The sequence below is a fragment of the Enterobacter sp. AC1 genome, assembly GCF_050434705.1.
GTDB lineage: Bacteria > Pseudomonadota > Gammaproteobacteria > Enterobacterales > Enterobacteriaceae > Enterobacter > Enterobacter cloacae_L.
In genome coordinates, this window is record NZ_JBNDIZ010000001.1 from 770289 (window position 1) to 791315 (window position 21027).

Genomic DNA, 21027 nt, shown 5'->3' on the forward strand with positions numbered 1-21027 from the left:
ATTTGATGAGGATTAAGATCTCATACCCCCAAATAAGTAACACTCACCCCATCATTAGCCCGGTTGTAATTACGGGAAAAATAATACGCAACTTTCTACCCTAAATAATTCGAGTTGCAGGAAGGCGGCAAGGGAACGAATCCCCAGGAGCGTACATAAGTACGTGACTGGGGTGAGTGAGTGCAGCCAACGCACCTGCAACTTGAAGTATGACGGGTATAATGATGGGGTGAGCCATGTCCGATATTGAACATCACGGCGGAATTAGTCGTCGAACACTCGTGAAATCTACAGCCATAGGTTCTCTGGCGCTTGCCGCCGGCGGTTTATCATTACCCTTTGGCGTGAAACGCGCTGCCGCCGCGGTGCAAAACGCCATGAACGTAGCCGATGATAAAGTGGTCTGGGGCGCCTGCTCGGTCAACTGCGGCAGCCGCTGCGCATTGCGTCTGCACGTTCGGGACGACGAAGTATACTGGGTCGAAACGGACAACACCGGCGAGGATATTTACGGTAACCATCAGGTGCGCGCCTGCCTGCGCGGACGCTCTATTCGCCGTCGCATTAACCATCCTGACCGTCTGAACTACCCGATGAAACGCGTGGGCAAACGCGGTGAAGGCAAGTTCGAGCGCATCACATGGGATGAAGCGCTGAACATTATCACCGCCAGCCTGAAAGACGTGGTGGCCAAATACGGCAACGAAGCGGTTTACATCAACTACTCCTCCGGCATTGTCGGCGGCAATATCACCCGCTCCTCTCCTTATGCTTCACTGGTGGCGCGCCTGATGAACTGCTACGGCGGTTTCCTGAGCCACTACGGCACCTACAGCACGGCGCAAATCGCCTGCGCGATGCCCTACACCTACGGCAGCAACGACGGCAACAGTACGTCCGACATCGAAAACACCAAACTGGTGGTCATGTTCGGCAATAACCCGGCGGAAACGCGCATGAGCGGCGGCGGGATTACGTACTATCTGGAGCAGGCCCGCGAGCGCTCTAACGCCCGCATGATCGTTATCGACCCGCGCTACACCGACACCGCCGCCGGACGCGAAGATGAATGGATCCCGATCCGCCCGGGCACCGATGCTGCGCTGGTGGCGGGTATCGCCTGGGTCTTGATCGACGAAAACCTGGTTGACCAGCCGTTCCTGGATAAATACTGCGTTGGCTACGACGAAAAAACGCTGCCGGAAGGTGCGCCCGCTAACGGTCACTACAAAGCGTATATTCTCGGTCAGGGCGAGGACAATACGGCGAAAACCCCTGAGTGGGCCTCCCGCATTACGGGCATCCCCGCCGATCGCATCATTAAGCTTGCGCGCGAAATTGGCTCCGCAAAACCGGCCTATATCTGCCAGGGCTGGGGGCCACAGCGTCAGGCAAACGGGGAGCTGACCTCCCGCGCGATCGCGATGCTGCCAATCCTGACCGGAAACGTAGGCATCAACGGCGGTAACAGCGGCGCGCGTGAGTCGACGTACACCATTACCATCGAGCGTATGCCGCTACCGGATAACCCGGTCAAAACGCAAATTTCCTGCTTTAGCTGGACGGACGCCATCGCTCGCGGGCCGGAGATGACCGCCCTGCGCGACGGCGTGCGCGGCAAGGATAAGCTGGATGTGCCAATTAAGTTCATCTGGAACTACGCGGGCAACACCATCATCAACCAGCACTCCGATATCAATAAAACCCACGATATTCTGCAGGATGAAAGCAAGTGCGAAACCATCGTGGTGATCGACAACTTTATGACCTCATCGGCAAAATATGCCGATATCCTGCTGCCGGATTTAATGACCGTCGAGCAGGAAGACATCATTCCTAACGATTACGCCGGGAACATGGGCTACCTGATTTTCCTCCAGCCCGTGACCGCGCCGAAGTTTGAGCGCAAGCCCATCTACTGGATCATGAGCGAAGTGGCGAAACGCCTCGGCCCGGATGTCCATCAGAAATTCACCGAAGGACGCACGCAGGAGCAGTGGCTGCAGTACCTGTATGCCAAAATGCTCGAAAAAGACCCTAAGCTGCCGTCCTATGACGAACTGAAAAAAATGGGCATTTATAAGCGCAAAGATCCGAACGGACACTTTGTGGCCTATAAAAAATTCCGCGAGAACCCGGAAGCCAATCCGCTGAAAACGCCGTCGGGCAAGATTGAAATTTACTCCAGCAAGCTGGCGGAGATTGCGGCCACCTGGGAGCTGGCAAAGGATGAAACCATCAGCCCGCTGCCCGTCTACGCCTCGACCTTTGACGGCTGGGATGCGCCCGAACGCGCGCAGTTCCCGCTGCAGCTGTTTGGCTTCCACTTCAAAGCCCGTACCCACTCAAGCTACGGCAACGTCGACGTGCTGAAAGCGGCCTGCCGTCAGGAGGTCTGGCTTAATCCTGTGGATGCCGAAAAACGCGGCATTAAGAACGGCGATCCGGTGCGCGTCTTTAACGACCGCGGTGAGGTGCGAATTGCAGCGAAAGTCACGCCGCGCATCATGCCCGGCGTGAGCGCCATGGGCCAGGGTGCCTGGCACGACGCCAATATGAACGGTGACCGCATCGACCACGGGTCATGCATCAATACCCTGACCACGCACCGCCCGTCGCCGCTGGCAAAAGGCAACTCGCAGCACACCAATCTGGTGCAGATCGAGAAGATCTAGAAAGAGAAGCGAGTGACCGTGGTTTATTCTATGGTCTATCAATTGGTTTAACACCGTCGCGCGGGCGAAATCCGCGCGAACAAGGAAGATGTAATGAAAGACGTCTCACAGCGTGAATCGTTCGCGTTTAGCGCCCGCGTACTGGGCGCGCTGTTTTATTTCTCACCCGACAGCGAACAGGCAGCGCCGCTGGTGCAGGCTCTCACCGCTGGCGACTGGGTTCAGGACTGGCCCCTACCGCCGGAAATGCTGCAGTCCGTTGCCGAATCCTTTACCGCGCCTGCCGATGAGCCGCTGACGGACGCCTGGCAACGGCTGTTTATCGGTCCTTATGCCCTGCCCGCTCCGCCGTGGGGCTCCGTCTGGCTCGACCGCGAATCCGTGCTGTTTGGCGACTCGACCCTCGCGCTGCGCCAGTGGATGCGGGAAAACAGCATTGCTTTTGAGATGCAGCAGAATGAGCCGGAAGATCATTTCGGTACCCTGCTGCTGCTGGCGGCATGGCTGGCCGAGAATGGCCGCGACGCGGAGTGCGCTCAGCTTCTTGCGTGGCATCTGCTGCCGTGGAGCACCCGCTTCCTCTCGGTGTTTGTCGATAAGGCCGGGCACCCGTTTTATACCGCGCTGGGCAGGCTGGCGCAGCTGACGCTGGCGGACTGGCGATCCGGGTTGGTTATTCCGGTTACGGAAAAGACGCTGTATCGCTAGGGGGTGTGGCTTGCGTGCGGGTGGCGAGCAAGCCTTTTACCCGGGTTTGGTTTACACCTCAGCACCCGATTCGCTCGCGCTCTCTTTGCTTTGAATGAACCGGAGTGCCAGATAAAGGTCTGGCGCCAGAATCATGTCATCATCATTCATTGTTGGCCGACTATCTTTAAACCAGCGCGTTAATTCCGTTTTCCTGCCCGCCAGGATTAACGTAACCTGCCGAGCTTTCAGGTCGCGCTTTAACTCATTTATGGTTGCCAGAACGCTGATGTCTGAATAAGTGAAGCAAGCCACGGCATCAATAATCACCCATTTAGGCTGTAACGCTGCACCATCAACCAGGTTCAACACCCGGCGCTTAAAATAAGCCACATTGAAATAGGTCAACGGCGAGTTAAATCGATACATCAGCACGCCGGGGACCATTTTTATATCGGTTGTATTGCCTAATGAGTGAATCATTCCATTTTCGTCAGTGCCCAGTAAGTGCTCAGAGGGACGAAAGACTGTACGCAGGAACTGTAACAGCCCAAGCAACACCGCAAGGCCGATCCCCTGGATAACGCCGATAATTAAAACACAGCCAAACGTGAAGAAGGCCAGGCGAAATGCCTGTTTATTTCTTCGCCTCAGGTTCCATATCCCACGTAAATCAATTAATGACCACGATGCGTACATCAGAACGATACCCAATGCAGATACCGGAATAAACTGCAGTGGCTGAGTGAAAAATACCACCACGATACCGATGAGTAATGCTGCGACTACGGAAACCAGCTGGCTTTTCCCACCGGAGGAATCATTAACCGCGGTCCGGGAATCGGCGCCACTGATAGCAAACCCCTGAGATAACCCAGACATCAGGTTCGCAATACCCAGCGCTCTGAACTCAGCATCGGCATCAATTTCATAGCCATTTTTCGCGGCGAAGCTGCGCGCGGTCAGCATCAGGCTGACAAAGCTGACCAAAGCCAGGTTCAGCGCCGGGATCACTAAATCACGCATGGGACCGGGCTGGAACGCCCCCCAGTGAACGACGGGTAAACCAGACTGGAAGCCGTCTCCCCCAATGGTGGCAATACCGTACTGTTGCGCAGAGGTTCCCCATACCAGTGCCGTTGTTATCACTATGGCAATCAAAGGTGCCGGCCAGTGGCGACGATACGTTTTGATAACCATTAAAATAATTAACGTTAAAAGCGATATCCCTATCGTTAATAAATGGCTGTCTGAAATTCGGCCTGGCAAAGCCATTATTTTCTCAATAACCTGCGCTTCATCTAGCTTTATCCCCAAAACCTTGCCTAATTGCCCGACAATAATCGTCACGGCTACGCCATTAAGTAAACCAGTTAGAATGGGATGAGAAAGCAGATCGGCAAGCGCGCCCAGGCGAAATTTACTGGCAAGCAGGCACCATCCGCCCATCATCAATGTCATGACGATCGTCAGCTGCCAGTGCAGTTCGGGATTTCCCGCAGAAAGAGGAAACACGACGGCCGCAATCACCGCGCAGGTTGTGGCATCAGGGCCCACAATAAGCTGACGTGAAGAGCCAAACAGTGCGTAAGCTATCATCGGTAAAACGCAGGAATACAGCCCGACTATCGCCCCAACCCCCGCCAGCTCAGCATAAGCAATCGCAACGGGTAGCGCGACAGCCGCAACGGATAACCCGGCTTTAACATCATCTTTTAGCCAGCTTTTATCGTAGGCCAACAAATTTTGTAACCCTGGCATGTAGTTCAACAATAGCTTTCCGAACACGTTATTCTCCGGACATGAATATTACCCGCGAAATGTTGGCACACTTTTAAGTGAGGTTCTGGCTTTCAAATGCTCCGGACGGAGGCCCCGCCGCTAGGGTCCTGTAAATACTTAACTACTTTGATTGGTGTTAAACATAGTTCAAAAACGACCGGTTAGCCGGAGGTGGAACCGGCGGCCAGGACGCCGACGCTGTGAACCGTTATTGGTAGTTGAAAAGAGGTCAGGAATTACGGAACAATATTTAAACGTTACTGAAGCTTAAATGGATTGCAGGGTAAGAAATGGAAATGTCTCAGGCAGTAAAGAAAATCGCTATGGTGGCTCTACTGGTGAACCTGGCCGCGGGATGCACACCGCTACACCCTTCCGGTTGCCATAAGACCACGGCAACGGGTAATTGCGGTTCAGGACGCTGGGACGATCGGGATGAATGGGGCGCTCAGGCGCGGGCAATCAGGGCGGCAATCAATGCCGAAATTCAAGAGCCGCAAAACTGGAAAGGGAAAAAATGCAGGTTGCATATTGAATTTGCTCCGGATGGCACGCCTTTAAATATCTCAACCAGCAACGGCAATAGAGCCTATTGCGAAGCGTTAACATCGGCCGCCCAAAAAGCCAAATTCCCGGCCTTCAGCAATTCGGAAGTTTATAGAGATTTTCAAAAATCCCGCTTCGACATGCGCGGATAGCTTCATGTCAGAAGCGGCCATCGGCTGAATTGAAAGTAGCCATGATCTGTTTTCATTATTGCCGGTCACGTTAGAATGACCTCGTTTCGCAGGATGGAAATCCGGTCTTCGCTCATAGAGGTATACATGCACATCACCATCTGTAAACCATACGAATATGATGATTTAACGGATATTTTTATTGAGATGGAAACTTACTATAACCCGAAGCTTTGCTTGACCAGGCGTGAAATGTCCTTATATCTGAAGGAAAAGGTCTTTGCTGCCGACTCCAGTACAGAGGTTCACAAAGTGGTTTGTGATGGAGTCATCGCTGCGTTTTCATGTATATCTGTGCTGTACCCCTCACCGCGTTTCAGTGGGCAAATGTTTATCAAAGAGCTTTTTGTTTCTGCTCCTTTCAGAAGAAAAGGAATGGGGAGAAAGCTTATGGGGTTTATAGCCAGCCGCGCCAAGGAGCGCGGCTGTTTGCAACTCGACTGGTTATCGGTGGCGGCAGATCCGTTGGCACAGAAGTTTTATGAATCTCTCGGTGCGCAGATTATCAAGAGCGTTAACTATCACAGGGTTTATGATCAAACATTAAATGAGCTTGCCCGCAGCGCCGACTAAAGTATTATTGAGATGATTACGTCTCTGCTTCAGGAGAATAATGCTGACAAACGCATGCCAGCTTATTCCCATCGGGATCGCGCAGATAGGCAACATAAAAATCGGGTCCGTACGCGGTTCGTGTACCCGGCGCGCCTTCATTCTTCCCACCCGCAAGAAGGCCTGCCGCATGGAACCGTCTGACAAGGTCCGCGTTATCTGCTCTGAATGCGATCATTGTCCCGTTTCCCGCCGTTGCGGGATGCCCGTCAAAAGGAGGACAAATACAGAAGCTGAACCCCTCATCCGGATTATTTTCATCTCCCCATATTGCCCACTCCTCTGTCCAGGCGGGCAGACGTGAGTAGCCAAGCACGTTAAAAACAGCGTCATAAAACGCCACGGCGCGCTGAAGGTCATTTGTACCTATAGTGATATAGGTCAGCATCTTTTCACATCCTCTTTGCCGTTTATCTGAGCGGACATTATACCAGGAGGTGATGAATCAAGTGGCATAGAACAGGCAAATTTTAAGCATGACGAAATGGTTTGTAGAACATGCTCTGTAAGAGTATCTCAGCCCCCTAACCCGTGACGTGAGTATCTCAAGCTTCCTTATGTGTGCTAAAATTTGTACAACTTCAGGCTGGAAATCCCTCCCATAATTTCAGTACGTTAGCTAAAGTGAGTGAATATGGATCATATTCCGAATAAGCAGATGCATCGGAAAAGATACCCCGCATGGCTGTGGTGTGGAGGTTTTTATCTGGTTACATTGCATTGCTCTGCAGATGAAATAGATCTGTACTCAATTAACACTGGCTCATACGTTTATCATCTGACACATAATCGCGGACAATACACGGAGAACTTTGAAAATAAGTTTATATCCGTAGAGAGGAAATTCTCGGACACGTCGAAATACAGCGTTTTGCTGGGCACAATGAAAAACAGCTTTAATGACAGATGCCTGGCTGCCGGCGTCAGAAGAGATTGGGCCGGATGGGATAACGGTTGGGTTTTTAAGGGAATCTATGGATATGTAGGTGAATTTTTCTTTGATACTTTCGATGATTGTGGCGACCATGGCTCATACCATGATTTTAAAAAAGCGACAGGAATAGGATTTTCACCCTACATTTATCATGGATTTCAGTATAATTTTACGTCTTATTTTGGAATGGATGTGGGTATTATCATACCCTCCGTATTTGTCATTACAGCGCAATGGAGTTTTAGATAAATCTTTCATCCGCGAGTGCAGTGCTGTTACTGCATAATTAAAGCACAAGGTTTGAGATGGTCCATGATGGCCGCTGCCAGCAATGCGGACCGCCCCGTTCTCGATACCGGAGCGGCTCAGATTAACGTACGTGCGCGCTCAAAATGTTAAGCAGCCGCAACCAAGAATCAAAAACTGTACGTCACCTTCAAACTTCCCGTAGGCGACGTCTTGCGTTGCACAATGGGGCTATCGGCAGCATCCCCCGCCAGCTGCGTCACGCCCGCTGCGGCAAGCACGCTCCAGCGCGTGGTGAGCCTGTGGGTCCAGTCAAGATTCAGCGAATACGCATAAATTCCGGCACCGGCGTCATGTCGGGCAAACCCCGATGCGGCCGACTGGGCGGCGCTGACCCCGTAGTACGTTTGCATATACTTGTCGGAGCCCCAGCTGCCGGTCAGCGCCAGCGTGACCGCATTTTTCGGTGAAGTATAGAGCGGACTGGAAATGCCGAAGTGTACCGCCTCGCCGTTGTCTCTCTCAGAAACTGGAACCTCAGCCTGCAGTTGAAGATTAAGCCAGTCGGTCACCCTGTATCCCAGCCCCGGCACCACGATAGCCGAGCCTTTTATTTCACCCATGCCTCGCAGCTCGTCGCTGCCGGAGCTGATCGAATCGCTGCTCACGTCTTTGTCTTTACGGCCTATGCGATAGCTCAGCGCCGCGCTGTAATCCAGGTTGCCGATGCTGTTGCCGTAACCGATCCCCCGCGTGGTGCCGATAAAAAAACCATTGGCCATGGAGTAATCCACCACCTGCGCCGCGCTGACGCGGGTTTTATCTGAACCCGAGTAGCGTGGCGCGACGTCCACGCCGCCCCCCAGGGTTAACACATTGCCCTGGCCCTGCTCTGCCGCCAGCGTTGGGGAGGCCATTAGGGCCAGCACGATGCCCGGTACGATGTTTTTCAGGCGGCGGCCCGGGAATAAATGGGGGAACGTATGACGCAGTTCGATGTTTCTCATTAAGGACGTCCTTATGGATTCAAATGATGACGATGCAGGCGGTTAAACGCCAGAACGCCCATTTTGAATACTGACCCTAAGGTTCTTATGAGCCGAAAATGAAGAAAGACTGAAGCGCGCGCGGGTGCTGTATCCCGGACAGATTACCTGATACCGTTTTTTTCTTAAGATGTTCTTCATTCACTGCCGATACAGTAACTAATGTGAAAATTCTACTTATTGAAGACGACCTGGATCTCGGCAACGGCGTACGTATCGCCCTCTCAGATCAGGGATTTGACGTTATATGGGTTCGCCGGAAGGAGGATGCGCTGCATCAGCTTGACGTCTGCGTGCCCGAACTTATTTTGCTCGACCTGGGGCTTCCTGATGGCGATGGCATGAGCCTGATGACGCGCTTGCGCCATCAGCTTAAGGGGATCCCCGTTATCATCCTGACGGCGCGAGGTACGCTGCAGGATCGCCTGTGCGGGCTGGATGCGGGCGCAGACGACTATCTCGTCAAACCCTTTGTTCTTGCCGAGCTGCTCGCGAGAGTGAGAGCCCTTGCGCGACGCAGCTACGGTTTTGAAAATGAGGCAATTGAAATTCGCGGACTGTCTCTGCACGTGCCGACGCGTCGCGTGACGGTGAGCGCACGCCACGTTGACCTGACGGCCAGCGAATACGCCCTGCTTGAAACGCTGATGCTGCGCGCTGACCGCGTGCTTACGCGACGGTTCCTGGAAGAGAGGATATTCGGCAACAAAGAAAACCTCAGCAACGCGCTCGACGTGCATATGGGTAATTTGCGGCGAAAAATCGGCGACGGCTATGTGCGAACGGTACGTGGGGTTGGCTATGTCATTGATACCGTCTCTGTCCAGAAGGTGACCGGTTAATGCGAAGCTTTTGGTATCACCTGAGCCGCCCGACGCTGGTGCGGCGAATTATCATCGCCCAGATGCTGCTGCTTACCCTGCTGTGGTGTCTTTTTTTAACCTTTATTCTGTGGGAGGACCTGCGCAGTCCTCCCATTCTCACGGGCAGCAAGACGTACGAAACCCTTTTTACCCTCGTTGAGCGGATGGACGAACGCCCGCAGGATCGTACCGCCGTGCTGGCAGCGTTCAGCAAAGCGTTGCGGGAGGGCTATGGCGGCGGTGAAGATCCCGCGCTGTCAATCAACTTCATCGTGCGCAAAAATAACGCGATTGTTTTTTCATCGCCTGGTGCCCCAACGGGGGTAACCAATACCCGGCTGGGGGAAATGCAGCGGGTTCAGAGCGACGGTCGTACCTGGACCAGCCGAACCCTTAAATCCGCTCATTCCGACGTTGAGGTCACCCTTTTCACCCCGGCCGGCGGCTGGAACTTCTTCATCTATCTGAACTCGCGTGGCTACTACATCATGCCGCTGCTGGTCTGTATTCCTTTTCTTCTGTTCCCCGCGTGGATGTCGATCCGCATTGCGATGCGCCCCTGGAACAGGGTGGTCAATGAAATTACGTTACGCACGCCAGACGATCTCTCCCCCTTAAAAGCTGTACCAAAACACAGGGAGCTTCGCCAGATGGTGGACGCAACCAATGACTTCCTTGCCAGAGTGCGTGAAAGCGCTGAAAGGGAGCGGGTTTTCATTGGTGATGCCGCGCACGAGCTGCGGACTCCCCTCGCGGCAATGCGCATCAACGTGGAGGCGCTGCAGTCCTGGGTCATCAGCGAGAGCCAGCAGGAGCTGCTGGCGGGGGTTATTCGCAGCAACAGCCGCGCGGCGCGCCTCGTCAATCAGCTGCTGCTGATGATGCACAGCGAAGCGCGCATTGACACGGACATGGTGCCCGTGCCCCTGACGACGCTCATCCAGGAGCGAATGGCCGAGCTGGAACCGTTAGCCTCTGCACGCAGGATCGAGCTGGAATTCTTCGCTGAGGATGAAATCTGGATCGCAGGCGTCAGGGAACGCCTGATGTCGCTGGTTGATAACCTCATTGAGAACGCCGTGAAGTACAGCCCCGAGGGCGGTCGGGTTCAGGTCGACGTGCGTGCGCTCGATCGCTGCACGCAGCTGCGCGTTTCCGACGCGGGCCCCGGTATTCCGGTTGACCTGCGGGAGCGCGTGTTCGACAGGTTTTTCCGCGACCCGAATCAGATCCAAAGCGGAAGCGGCCTGGGACTTGCCATCGTCAAAGCGGTGGCGCAGCAGCACAACAGCAGCGTAAACCTGAGCACTTCAGCAGAAGGCGGTCTCATGGTGACGGTCGACTTCCCAAACCGCACGTTTAGCTAAACCGAAACGGGGTGTTCGATCGCAAATGCCGCAGATTGCTTCAAAATAATTACCGTATTTGTTATATTGTTGTTTATTGCTTATTCACCTCTGCGGTGCCAAAAAGAACAAGATTCACCGCAACCCAGGATACAAAAATGCTAGATTACCGCTTCCCGACAGCTTTGCAGATGGTTCTCAGCGTAGCGATGGCGGAGCAATTGGGTGAACGTTCGACGAGTGCGATTCTGGCCTACGGCCTGGAAGCGAACCCGAGCTTCATCCGCAAACTGATGGTTCCGCTCACGCGCGACGGCATTATCGTCTCGACGCTTGGCCGCAATGGTTCTATTCATCTTGGCCGCCCGCCGGAAGAGATCACCCTGCGCGATATCTACCTTTCGGTCATCGAAGATAAAAAGCTGTGGGCGTCGCGCCCTGACGTGCCGGCCCGCTGCGTGGTCAGCGCTAACGCGTGCTGGTACTTCAAGTCGATTTCCGAAGAGGCCGAGGAGGCTTCGCTGGCGGTACTGGCCCGCCATACCGTGGCAAGCGCCCTGGAAGAGGTCAAAAAGGCCGATACCAGCGGCTGCGATCCGGTGCCTGAACTTATCGCCAAGTATAAAGAAGCGCTTTAATTTTTCTTGAATGCAAAAAAACCGCCTTCACTGTGAAGGCGGTTTTTTATTATCTGCAACGTCCTTACGCTGGCAGAACGTCCCTTTCCTCTTTTTTCCCGCGCGTCACGAATTTACGCAGCGTCACGTAAAACACCGGCGTCAGGAATAGACCAAACAGCGTCACGCCCAGCATCCCGGAGAACACCGTGATCCCGGTGACGCCGCGCACTTCGGCACCCGCGCCGTGGCCGAGGATCAGCGGAATGGTTCCGGCAATAAAGGCGATGGAGGTCATCACAATCGGGCGTAAACGCAGGCGGCACGCCTCCAGCGCGGCCTCCATGATCCCTTTGCCCTGAATTTCCAGCTCGCGGGCAAACTCCACGATAAGAATGGCGTTTTTACAGGCCAGCCCCATCAGGACCACCAGCCCCACCTGCACGAACACGTTGTTATCACCGCCGGTCAGCCAGACGCCAAACAGCGCGGAGAGCATCGTCATCGGCACGATGAGGATCACCGCCAGCGGCAGCGTCCAGCTTTCGTACAGCGCTGCCAGCACCAGGAACGCCAGCAGCACCGCGACCGGGAAGACGATCAGCGCCGTGTTGCCCTGCGTGGCCTGCTGGAAGCTCAGGTCCGTCCATTCAATGTTCATCCCGTTCGGCAGGATCTGCTTAGACATGCCTTCCAGCTGCGTCATCGCCTGCGTGGACGAGAGCACGCGCGGGTCGGCATCGCCAATCAGATCCGCCGCCGGGTAGCCATTATAGCGAATCACCGGATCCGGCCCGTAGGTGGTGCTGATTTTCACCATACTGCCAATCGGCACCATTTCGCCCTGATTATTGCGGGTGCGCAGATTCGCAATATCCTCCACGCTGTCGCGGAACTGCCCGTCGGCCTGGGCCATCACGCGCCAGGTACGCCCGAACTGGTTGAAGTCATTCACGTACGACGAGCCCAGATAGGTTTGCAGCGTACCGAAGAGATCGGTCAGCGACACGCCCTGCGCTTTCGCCTTATCGCGGTCAACCTGCACGTCCAGCTGCGGAACGTTAGCCTGGTAGGTCGAGATCGGGAAATGCATCCCCGGCGTCTGCATAATCGCACCGGACATGGTGTTCACCGCGTTTTGCAGCGCGCCATAGCCCAGACCGGCGCGATCCTGGATGTACAGGGAATAGCCCGACCCCTGGCCCAGCCCTAAAATCGGCGGCGGCAGGATGGAGAAGCCAAAGCCCTCCTGGATTTGCGCGATTTTCGCGTTGATCTCCGCGTTAATTTCCGCAGCAGAGTGTTTACGCTGGTCGAACGGCTTCAGGCCAAAGAAGACCGTCCCGGTATTCGGCGTGTTGGTGAACTGCAGCGCATTCAGCCCCGGAAACGCGACCGCATAGTCCACGCCTTCGGTATTCATCCCGATTTCGCTCATTTTGCGGATCACCGCGTCGGTGCGCGCCAGCGAGGAGCCTTCCGGCATCTTCACGCCACCAATCAGGTACAGCTTGTCCTGCGTCGGAATAAACCCGCCGGGCACCGCTTTGAACATCACGCCCGCCGCGCAGAGCAGCAGCAGATAAACGACAAACACCGAGCCGCGACGTCCGAGCGTTTTGCCCACCAGCCCCTGATAGCCGTTCGAGCTGCGGTGGAAAAAGCGGTTAAACGGACGGAAAAGCCAGCCAAACAGGCGGTCGATAAGCCGGGTCGGAAAATCTTTCGGCGCGCCGTGCGGCTTTAACAGCAGAGCCGCCAGCGCCGGCGAAAGCGTCAGCGAGTTGATGGCGGAGATCACCGTGGATATAGCGATTGTCACCGCAAACTGCTTGTAGAACTGACCGGTAACCCCCGAGAGAAACGCCATCGGGACAAATACCGCACACAGCACCAGCGCAATCGCGATAATCGGGCCGGACACCTCACGCATCGCCTGATGTGCCGCCGCGAGCGGCGCCAGCCCCTCTTCGATATTTCGCTCGACGTTTTCCACCACCACGATGGCGTCATCCACCACGATCCCGATGGCCAACACCAGCCCGAAGAGGCTCAGGGTATTCAGCGAGAAGCCCAGCAGGTAGAGAATGCTGAAGGTACCCACCACCGAAACCGGCACCGCGATCAGCGGAATAATCGACGCGCGCCAGGTTTGCAGGAACAGAATCACCACCAGCACGACCAGCACTACCGCTTCCAGCAGCGTTTGCACCACCGCACGGATAGAGTCGCGAACAAATACCGTCGGATCGTAAGGTGCCGCCCACTTCATATCCGCCGGGAAACGCGTGGACAGTTCGTCCATTTTGGCGCGCACCGCGTTAGACAGGTCGATGGCGTTCGCCCCCGGCGACTGGAAGATACCAATCCCGACCGCGTCTTTATTGTTGAGCTGGGAACGCAGCGCGTAGCTGCCGGAGCCCATTTCGATACGCGCCACGTCGCGCAGGCGAACGACCGAACCGTCCTGCGCCGTTTTCAGCACAATATTGCCAAACTCTTCTTCGGTGTGCAGACGGCCCTGAGCGTTAATGGAGATCAGGAAATCGCTCTCTTTCGGCAGCGGCTCGGCGCCAAGCTGTCCGGCAGAAACCTGTACGTTCTGCTCCTGCATCGCCGTCACCACGTCCGAAGCGGTCAACCCGCGGGACGCCACCTTGTTGGGGTCCAGCCAGACGCGCATCGCGTATTCGCCGGAGCCGAAGATTTGAATCTGGCCGACGCCGGGCAGGCGCGCCAGCTCGTCCTTCACCTTCAGCGTGGCGTAGTTACGCATGTACAGGGAGTCGTACTTACCGTTTGGTGAAAACAGATGCACCACCAGCGTCAGCGTCGGCGACTGTTTCTGGGTGGTTATACCCAGACGCCGCACGTCTTCCGGCAGACGCGCCTCGGCCTGCGCAACGCGGTTTTGCACCTGAACCTGCGCCTGATCGGGGTCAGTCCCCGGACGGAAGGTCACGGTGGTCACCAGCACGCCGTCCGAGCCCGCGACGGATTTCATGTACATCATGTTTTCAACGCCGTTGATGGCTTCTTCCAGCGGCGTCGCCACGGTCTCGGCAATCACTTTCGGGTTGGCGCCCGGGTACTCCGCGCGCACCTGCACGCTTGGCGGCACGACGTCAGGATATTCGCTTACCGGCAGCAGCGGGATGGCGATTAACCCTGTGATAAAAATCAGAATCGACAGGACGGCGGCAAAAATCGGCCTGTCGATGAAAAAGCGGGAAAAGTCCATGGGTTGGATTCTCAGGTCAAAGGATCAGTTGAGGGCGGTGCTGGCGGTCATGGCGACGGTTTTGGCGTTCACCGGCATACCCGGCATAAACACTTTTTGTAAACCCTCGATGATGACTTTATCGCCAGGGTTCAGCCCCTGCCGCACGATGCGTAAACCGTCAGCCAGACGTCCCGGCGTAATGTCGCGACGCTGCGCTTTCCCCTCTTTATCCACGATATAGACGTATTTGCGATCCTGATCGGTCAGCACCGCTTTGTCGTCGACAAGCGTGGCTTTGAATTCCGCGCTGCCCGGCAGGCGTACGCGGGCAAACAGTCCCGGCGTGAACTGACGCTGCGCGTTATCCAGCAGCGCGCGCATGCGGATGGTGCCGGTGCTCGGCGTCAGCTGATTATCCAGGAAGTCGACTTTGCCCTGATGGGGATACCCCTCCTCGCCCGTCAGGCCAATCTCCACCGGCAGCGCCATGTGGTTGCTGGACGCCCCCTGCCCGCTGCGGGCCAGGTTTTGATAGTGAAGGTAGGTTGACTCGTCCACGTCAAAATAGACGTAAACCGTCTTCTGCGAGACCAGCGTGGTGAGGACGCTGGCGGTGTCGCCCGCGGTGACCAGGTTACCGCTGGTGATCAACGCCCGGCTGGCGCGGCCGTCGATAGGCGCGGTCACTTTGGTGAAGTCCAGGTTGAGCTGCGCCGCGTCAACCGCCGCCTGCGCGGCGCGAATGTCGGCCTGCGCCTGAACGGCGGCCGAGCGTCGTTGCTCCCACTCCTCCCGAGAGACCAGGTGAGTATTGATCAGCTTATCGGTACGGTTAGCCTCGCTTTGCGCCAGGCTGGCCTGCGTTTTGGCTCTCGCCAGGTTCGCCTGCGCCTGCTCCAGCGCGGCGCGATAGGTTCTGTCATCAATGGTGAACAGCACCTCGCCCTTCTTCACTTCCTGGCCGTCGGTGTAATTCACCTTATCAATGTAGCCGGAGACGCGCGGGCGCAGCTGAACGCTCTCCACCGCTTCTATCCGGCCGTTAAAACTATCCCACTGGCTAATGGATTTCACGACCACGTCAGCGGCGCTGACGGCGGGCGCGGGTGGCGCGGCGTTTTGCGCGACGCTGTTATCACACCCGACGAGCAGCACGGAGAGGAACATCACCCCCAGCGCGCTCGGATAAACGTTACCCCAGGTTTTTTGCAGGCTCATTATTTTTATTCCGGTATTGGTAGCCGCCGGGCAAGACGCTGCGGGAGACGCCGCGCCACTTCCTTTGTCCGGTAGCTGGCTTAAGGCCATTTGTGTCGTTCATCGCCACAAAACTGTAACAGTTGCGAATACACTATCGCGGCGATTGTAGGAAGGCGCTTAATTAAGTGCAAGAATAATTGTTGCACTTTATGTGCTATTTGAGCCGATGTGAAAAGACCCGTTTCGGTCAGGGATTTAAATGCAACAATAAAACTTGCAATTAATACAAAAACGCGCCACCTTTAAATGCAACAGACAAAGTTACTTTTAGATATTCTGCGTGGGGGTACCCAGATGAACACTGGCGCATTTATGCATGATTTACTCGACTGGATCGACAATAACCTCGACAGCCGTCTGGACATTGAGTCCGTCGCCAGGCGATCCGGCTATTCCAAATGGCACCTCCAGCGCCTGTTTAAAGAACATACGGGCTATCCCCTCGCCGGGTACATTCGCGCGCAAAAGCTGAAAAAATCGGTTGAGCGGTTATCCCACAGCGACGAACCGATTCTGAACGTGGCGATCGCGCTGGGCTTTGACTCCCAGCAGTCCTTCAACCGTAGCTTTAAGCGTCAGTATGGTCAGGCGCCTGGGGCATGGCGACGGAGCATGGGTGGCCCGGAAACGCAGCAGCTACGCCAGTAATGCATATTTTGCTGCAACTTCGATCTGCAGCTGCTATACTGTATGTAATTACAGTATAGCGAGGTGCACGATGGCTGTTGAAACAAAATTTGTTGTCGTAAGAAAAGGTGAAGAGAAAATGACATTTGCCAGTAAGAAAGAGGCTGACGCTCACGACAAGCTGCTCGATATGGCAGACGCGTTCACCGACTGGCTGTTGCAAAGCGGAATGCAGATGGACGAAACGCAGGCTGAAAATCTTGGCCTGTATCTCGCCGAGCAGAAAGAGACCGTGCAGCATATTCTGCGTACCAGCAAGCTTCCCGATGTCACTGCCCCAGCTGCAACCGATAAAACAGAATCTGATGCGGCTGAAACGAAAAAAATCAGGGCCGTGAAAGCGGCCTGATTGTCGGAAAATCATCACCGATCCGAAAGCCGTAAGCTGATAATTGCTTACGGCTTTTTTAGTCAGAAAATGAAAAGAGTCAAGGAGATGGGGTGCGACAAGGAATGAAGGAAAAAATCATCAGGAACTGTGATGCAAAAATCGCCTCTAAGGTAAGAATGCATGCCTGTTTTCCGCTTTGATTATAAGGATATTAAAAGTAATCTATATGGATACGTTCAAGTTTAAACCCTGGCTAAATCGCTGGAACCTCATTCCTGACGGCACTCCATTTATAACTCATACGTCACAGTTATATCCCGTCAAAACAGTACATGGCATTAAAGCCATGTTAAAAGTTACGGATGATCCTGATGAACAAGCCGGCAATACCCTCATGGCATGGTGGGAAGGGAATGGTGCCGCACAGGTGATTGCACAGGAAAATGAAGCCATCCTTCTCTCAAGAGCCACAGGTTCCGGGTCTTTATCAGCAATGTCCCGTGGAGATAAGGATGATGTTGCCTGTCGTATTTTGTGTATGACTGCGAACCGACTTCATTCATTCGCAAAAAAACCATTACCCCAGCTTACGCCTTTACATGAATGGTTTAGTCCTCTAAAACCAGCAGCCTTGAAATATGGCGGTATCCTGAAACGTTGCGCAGAAATTTCAGACGAATTGCTTTCTTCGCCTCGAGATGTGATTGTATTGCATGGTGATTTGCATCACGGAAATGTGCTTGATTTTGAAACGTCTGGCTGGTTGGCCATTGACCCCAAAGGGCTAATAGGTGAACGGGGATTCGACTTTGCTAATATCTTTACTAATCCTGATCTTGGTAATCCAGGGCATCCTGTTGCGACTGCACCAGAAACATTTAAACAGCGTCTTAGTATCGTCACCAGAATAGCTTACCTGGAAAGAGAACGCCTGCTCAAATGGATAATTGCATGGTGTGGTCTTTCAACCGCCTGGTCCCACTCAAGTAACGAAACTTCTTCAACAACACAAAAAGTTGCCGAATTGGCGATGACTGAACTGGATCAGTGAGCGGGATACCAACAATGGGTGTAATTGTTATCAAATCTTAGCAGGAAATTGCAGGGGCTCTTATGGACAAAAGAAAAGCGTAATCACATGTATGGACAAAAGAAAAGCGTAATCACATGTAGACTCAGCCAGGATTTCAACGTTAAAGCAGTATTTACCCCTGGAGAATCTCAGATGTTTACCCATATGCGTATTGCCAAACCCGTTACAAATCTCGAACGGTCTTTTCAGATGTACAGCCAGGGACTGGGCCTGCATAAAATTGCTGAATTCAACGATCATGACGGTTTCAATGGAATAATGTTAGGACGGGGAGACTTACAATGGCATATAGAGTTCACCTTTTGCCATAACCATCCCGTTCAACCCTTGCACACTAAAGAGGATTTACTCGTTCTTTATTATTCGGATGAAAATGAATGGATGCGTGCCTGCAAAAGAATGCTCGAGGCTGGTTTCAGAGTATCAACGTCGTTCAACCCCTATTGGGATGTTAACGGAAAGACATTTGTTGACCGCGACGGATATAGAGTGGTCATGCAAAACAAGGCATGGGCATAGCCTCAATAAATATTTCTTTGTTGCCATCACTTGCTACAAGCTTAACGTCCGCTCCTCGCTCACAGCGGACCTAACATTACCTCTACCGCCACCACCCGCCATAAAACCTGGTAGCTTTACAAACGCGCCACGTTATTTCGTTAATACATGTTTATCTTTAAAGAGGAAACGAGCATGACCCCACATCCGCTACGCCAAATAATCGAATCCTGTGACCACGCCATCACCACTAAAAACTATGACGCCCTGATGGAACACTACGCTGAAGACGCGGCCCTGGTCGTTAAACCCGGCATGACGGTTAAAGGCAAAGAAAACATCCGCAGCGCGTTTATTGCCATCTCTGATTATTTTCAGGACCAGCTGATTGTCGAACAAAGGGAGATGCAGGTGATCGAAGGCGGCGGCAATGCCCTCGTTATCATGGAAACCGTTCTGCGTTTTCCTGATGGTCAGGGTGGGATAACGGAAATGTCCCGCCGCGCAACCTATGTTTTTCGACAGGAAAACGACGGTCGCTGGCTTTGTACCATCGACAACTCCTACGGAACGTCGCTTCTGGATACGGGGAACGCATCACGTTAATCACGATTTCAAAGGGGCGCTACCGCCCCTCCACGCCAGCGTACTTAATGCGCAGTAATGCGCGACTCCTTCACAAACTCAGCCAGCAGCCACACCATATCGTGCAGCAAGCCCGTCAGCTCTTTCGCTACGTGAGCGGGTAGCGTTCCCCCCATCACCGCTTGCGTCAGCGCCAGTGCATAATGCACCTGAGTCAGGGTGTCCTGCCAGCAGTCCGGCACGCAGGAGTTCATTTTCTCCCCCATGATCAACTGCGCGATCAGGTCCGGCGGTAGATCGACATTTCCCGATGTCACTGCCCCGGCGGCAGCGGACAAAACAGAATCCGATGCGGCTGACACGAAAAAAATCAGGGCCATGAAAGCGGCCTGATTGTCTGAACAATCATCACCAATCTTGAATCATTCCCCAGGCCCGGTAGCCAAGTCCGGGCCCCCTTTACCTAAGATTTGCGTCTTAATAATTGCTCTTTCATTCTTCAATGACAGTCATGCCTGCAATGGTTTTTAAACTGATGCTTCATCAGGTATAAATATCGCTGATGTCTTATGAAACATTTTAATAATGAAGGAATTAGCTACACTCCTTAGTGACCTTCCTGTTGGGATGCGATATAACCTGCTGCGAAAATTAACATTCTTGTAACGTTGATAAGGCTAAACAAATGAAGCAGGTTGGTATTGTTGGTTGGCGAGGAATGGTCGGTTCTGTGTTGTTACAGAGAATGGTCGAAGAGAATGACTTCGACGATATCTCAGCGCATTTTTACAGTACTTCAAATGCAGGGGCCTCCGGTCCTGTCATTGGTGGCGTCAGCTACACACTCAAAGATGCTAATTCCATTCGTGCTCTGGCCGACATGGATATCATCATTACCTGTCAGGGCGGTGATTATACTAAAGCAATCTATCCTGATTTGATTAATTATGGCTGGCAAGGCTACTGGATTGACGCGGCCTCAGCGCTACGGATGGATGAAAAATCCTGCATTATTCTTGACCCCGTCAATCGCCCCACTATTGATCGTGCCGTTAAAGAGGGAATTAAACTTTTTGTCGGTGGCAACTGTTCCATCACGCTGAGTCTAATGGGGCTTGCTGGACTGATTCAGTCTGACCTGATCGAATGGATGAGCGTAATGACCTATCAGTCTGCATCTGGTGCGGGGGCGCAATATGTCAGGGAGTTAATTCTTCAAAGTGCCTGGATCAGTAAGCATTTATCCACGGATGAACTGGCATCATCAGGTTCAGTGCTGCCTTTAGTCAATAAAGTCAGTGCGTTAATTAACAGTGCTGACATGCCGATACAGAATTTCGGCGCGCCTTTAATGGGCAGCATTATACCGTGGATTGATAGCGATTTGGGGGATGGTAATAGCCGTGAAGAGTGGAAAGGTGAAGCCGAAACAAACAAAATTCTTGGTCTGGCTCCTGGTACGATCCCGGTCAATGGAATATGTATTCGAGTTGGCGTGATACGGTGCCATAGCGCCGCAATCACCCTGAAGCTCAGGCGTGACGTTAGCGAAGAAGAATTTGCAGCGTTAGTGACGCATTCTCACCCATGGGTTAACTATGTTCCCAATAACAAGGTTGAAAGCGTAAGTAAACTCACCCCGGCTTATATCAGCGGTTCGCTTCAGGTGGGTATTGGCCGTTACAAGAAAATGTCGCTCAACAACGATCCAATATATTCGGTTCTGACGGTTGGCGATCAGCTGTTGTGGGGAGCGGCGGAACCCTTGCGCCGCATGTTGAATATTCTGCTGGGCAAAATCTAAG

Annotated in this window: 19 protein-coding genes and 1 pseudogene; 14 read left to right on the forward strand and 6 right to left on the reverse strand. The window is 53.7% G+C overall.

Translation table 11 applies throughout. The features are described 5' to 3' along the window. Positions 1–236 precede the first annotated feature (236 nt). Complete coding sequence (gene ynfE / locus M2433_RS03620; RefSeq protein ID WP_429052909.1) at positions 237–2675, forward strand: selenate/tellurate reductase subunit YnfE; 2439 nt, start codon at positions 237–239, stop codon at positions 2673–2675. Between the two features lie 93 nt (positions 2676–2768). After that, a complete protein-coding gene (gene dmsD, locus M2433_RS03625; protein ID WP_429052910.1) occupies positions 2769–3383 on the forward strand; it encodes a Tat proofreading chaperone DmsD in 615 nt (204 codons plus the stop codon). A 51-nt stretch (positions 3384–3434) separates the two neighbouring features. On the opposite strand, the gene M2433_RS03630 is transcribed toward dmsD, so the two are convergent. Then, positions 3435–5150, reverse strand: coding sequence for a SulP family inorganic anion transporter (locus M2433_RS03630; RefSeq protein ID WP_429052911.1), 1716 nt, complete (start codon positions 5148–5150; stop codon positions 3435–3437). Between the two features lie 284 nt (positions 5151–5434). Here M2433_RS03630 and M2433_RS03635 point away from each other — a divergent pair, with 284 nt between their 5' ends. After that, a complete protein-coding gene (locus M2433_RS03635; RefSeq protein ID WP_429052912.1) occupies positions 5435–5842 on the forward strand; it encodes a cell envelope integrity TolA C-terminal domain-containing protein in 408 nt (135 codons plus the stop codon). Between the two features lie 126 nt (positions 5843–5968). Further along, complete coding sequence (locus M2433_RS03640; protein ID WP_429052913.1) at positions 5969–6454, forward strand: GNAT family N-acetyltransferase; 486 nt, start codon at positions 5969–5971, stop codon at positions 6452–6454. 16 nt (positions 6455–6470) lie between these two features. On the opposite strand, the gene M2433_RS03645 is transcribed toward M2433_RS03640, so the two are convergent. Beyond that, positions 6471–6881, reverse strand: a complete 411-nt coding sequence (locus M2433_RS03645) for a VOC family protein (protein ID WP_429052914.1) — start codon at positions 6879–6881, stop codon at positions 6471–6473. Positions 6882–7127: 246 nt separating this feature from the next. On the opposite strand from M2433_RS03645, the gene M2433_RS03650 reads away from it, so the two are divergent. After that, positions 7128–7676: a hypothetical protein gene (locus M2433_RS03650; RefSeq protein WP_429052915.1), complete on the forward strand. Its 549-nt coding sequence runs from the start codon at positions 7128–7130 to the stop codon at positions 7674–7676. A gap of 167 nt (positions 7677–7843) precedes the next feature. Here the strand turns inward: M2433_RS03650 and M2433_RS03655 are convergent, their stop codons facing one another. Continuing rightward, positions 7844–8680, reverse strand: a complete 837-nt coding sequence (locus M2433_RS03655; RefSeq protein ID WP_429052916.1) for a MipA/OmpV family protein — start codon at positions 8678–8680, stop codon at positions 7844–7846. A 203-nt stretch (positions 8681–8883) separates the two neighbouring features. On the opposite strand from M2433_RS03655, the gene M2433_RS03660 reads away from it, so the two are divergent. The 3 genes from M2433_RS03660 to M2433_RS03670 all read left to right on the forward strand — a co-directional run bounded on the left by M2433_RS03660 (position 8884) and on the right by M2433_RS03670 (position 11566). Continuing rightward, positions 8884–9561 (forward strand): response regulator, encoded by a 678-nt coding sequence (locus M2433_RS03660; RefSeq protein WP_429052917.1) that lies wholly within the window; start codon positions 8884–8886, stop codon positions 9559–9561. Continuing rightward, positions 9561–10949 carry a sensor histidine kinase gene (locus tag M2433_RS03665; protein ID WP_429052918.1) on the forward strand — a complete coding sequence of 463 codons (1389 nt, stop codon included), beginning with the start codon at positions 9561–9563 and terminating at the stop codon, positions 10947–10949. Before M2433_RS03660 ends, M2433_RS03665 begins: the two co-directional genes overlap by 1 nt. Positions 10950–11086: 137 nt before the next feature. Continuing rightward, positions 11087–11566, forward strand: a complete 480-nt coding sequence (locus M2433_RS03670; protein WP_047348690.1) for an RrF2 family transcriptional regulator — start codon at positions 11087–11089, stop codon at positions 11564–11566. Positions 11567–11630: 64 nt separating this feature from the next. On the opposite strand, the gene oqxB is transcribed toward M2433_RS03670, so the two are convergent. Then, on the reverse strand, positions 11631–14786 hold the full coding sequence (oqxB, locus tag M2433_RS03675; RefSeq protein ID WP_429052919.1) for a multidrug efflux RND transporter permease subunit OqxB: 3156 nt from the start codon (positions 14784–14786) through the stop codon (positions 11631–11633). 24 nt (positions 14787–14810) lie between these two features. Then, a complete protein-coding gene (locus M2433_RS03680; RefSeq protein WP_429052920.1) occupies positions 14811–15986 on the reverse strand; it encodes an efflux RND transporter periplasmic adaptor subunit in 1176 nt (391 codons plus the stop codon). A 336-nt stretch (positions 15987–16322) separates the two neighbouring features. Here M2433_RS03680 and M2433_RS03685 point away from each other — a divergent pair, with 336 nt between their 5' ends. The 5 genes from M2433_RS03685 (at position 16323) to M2433_RS03705 (ending at position 19243) form a co-directional block, all read left to right on the forward strand. Then, entirely contained in the window at positions 16323–16676 is a 354-nt protein-coding gene (locus M2433_RS03685; RefSeq protein WP_047348693.1) for a helix-turn-helix domain-containing protein, read from the forward strand. Positions 16677–16746: 70 nt separating this feature from the next. Beyond that, positions 16747–17064, forward strand: coding sequence for a YebG family protein (locus M2433_RS03690; RefSeq protein ID WP_429052921.1), 318 nt, complete (start codon positions 16747–16749; stop codon positions 17062–17064). A gap of 208 nt (positions 17065–17272) precedes the next feature. Further along, a complete protein-coding gene (locus M2433_RS03695) occupies positions 17273–18097 on the forward strand; it encodes an aminoglycoside phosphotransferase family protein (RefSeq protein ID WP_429052922.1) in 825 nt (274 codons plus the stop codon). Between the two features lie 174 nt (positions 18098–18271). Next, positions 18272–18658: a VOC family protein gene (locus M2433_RS03700; protein ID WP_429052923.1), complete on the forward strand. Its 387-nt coding sequence runs from the start codon at positions 18272–18274 to the stop codon at positions 18656–18658. 174 nt (positions 18659–18832) lie between these two features. Next, the gene (locus M2433_RS03705) at positions 18833–19243 is read left to right on the forward strand and encodes a YybH family protein (protein ID WP_429052924.1); all 411 of its coding nucleotides are present in this window, start codon (positions 18833–18835) and stop codon (positions 19241–19243) included. Between the two features lie 44 nt (positions 19244–19287). On the opposite strand, the pseudogene M2433_RS03710 reads toward M2433_RS03705, so the two are convergent. Continuing rightward, positions 19288–19524: pseudogene (locus M2433_RS03710) on the reverse strand (hypothetical protein); the annotation flags it as partial. 383 nt (positions 19525–19907) lie between these two features. On the opposite strand from M2433_RS03710, the gene asd reads away from it, so the two are divergent. Further along, the gene (gene asd / locus M2433_RS03715; protein ID WP_429052925.1) at positions 19908–21026 is read left to right on the forward strand and encodes an aspartate-semialdehyde dehydrogenase; all 1119 of its coding nucleotides are present in this window, start codon (positions 19908–19910) and stop codon (positions 21024–21026) included. Position 21027: the final 1 nt, after the last annotated feature.

What these genes read in the sequence shown, in the direction of transcription:
- M2433_RS03640 (WP_429052913.1), top strand. Translation starts at nt 5,969, where the DNA reads ATGCACATCACCATCTGTAAACCATACGAATATGATGATTTAACGGAT.
- M2433_RS03695 (WP_429052922.1), top strand. Translation starts at nt 17,273, where the DNA reads ATGGATACGTTCAAGTTTAAACCCTGGCTAAATCGCTGGAACCTCATT.
- M2433_RS03700 (WP_429052923.1), top strand. Translation starts at nt 18,272, where the DNA reads ATGTTTACCCATATGCGTATTGCCAAACCCGTTACAAATCTCGAACGG.
- M2433_RS03705 (WP_429052924.1), top strand. Translation starts at nt 18,833, where the DNA reads ATGACCCCACATCCGCTACGCCAAATAATCGAATCCTGTGACCACGCC.
- asd (WP_429052925.1), top strand. Translation starts at nt 19,908, where the DNA reads ATGAAGCAGGTTGGTATTGTTGGTTGGCGAGGAATGGTCGGTTCTGTG.
- ynfE (WP_429052909.1), top strand. Translation starts at nt 237, where the DNA reads ATGTCCGATATTGAACATCACGGCGGAATTAGTCGTCGAACACTCGTG.
- M2433_RS03690 (WP_429052921.1), top strand. Translation starts at nt 16,747, where the DNA reads ATGGCTGTTGAAACAAAATTTGTTGTCGTAAGAAAAGGTGAAGAGAAA.
- M2433_RS03645 (WP_429052914.1), bottom strand. Translation starts at nt 6,881, where the DNA reads ATGCTGACCTATATCACTATAGGTACAAATGACCTTCAGCGCGCCGTG.
- dmsD (WP_429052910.1), top strand. Translation starts at nt 2,769, where the DNA reads ATGAAAGACGTCTCACAGCGTGAATCGTTCGCGTTTAGCGCCCGCGTA.
- M2433_RS03670 (WP_047348690.1), top strand. Translation starts at nt 11,087, where the DNA reads ATGCTAGATTACCGCTTCCCGACAGCTTTGCAGATGGTTCTCAGCGTA.
- M2433_RS03680 (WP_429052920.1), bottom strand. Translation starts at nt 15,986, where the DNA reads ATGAGCCTGCAAAAAACCTGGGGTAACGTTTATCCGAGCGCGCTGGGG.
- M2433_RS03655 (WP_429052916.1), bottom strand. Translation starts at nt 8,680, where the DNA reads ATGAGAAACATCGAACTGCGTCATACGTTCCCCCATTTATTCCCGGGC.
- M2433_RS03650 (WP_429052915.1), top strand. Translation starts at nt 7,128, where the DNA reads ATGGATCATATTCCGAATAAGCAGATGCATCGGAAAAGATACCCCGCA.
- M2433_RS03665 (WP_429052918.1), top strand. Translation starts at nt 9,561, where the DNA reads ATGCGAAGCTTTTGGTATCACCTGAGCCGCCCGACGCTGGTGCGGCGA.
- M2433_RS03635 (WP_429052912.1), top strand. Translation starts at nt 5,435, where the DNA reads ATGGAAATGTCTCAGGCAGTAAAGAAAATCGCTATGGTGGCTCTACTG.
- M2433_RS03685 (WP_047348693.1), top strand. Translation starts at nt 16,323, where the DNA reads ATGAACACTGGCGCATTTATGCATGATTTACTCGACTGGATCGACAAT.
- oqxB (WP_429052919.1), bottom strand. Translation starts at nt 14,786, where the DNA reads ATGGACTTTTCCCGCTTTTTCATCGACAGGCCGATTTTTGCCGCCGTC.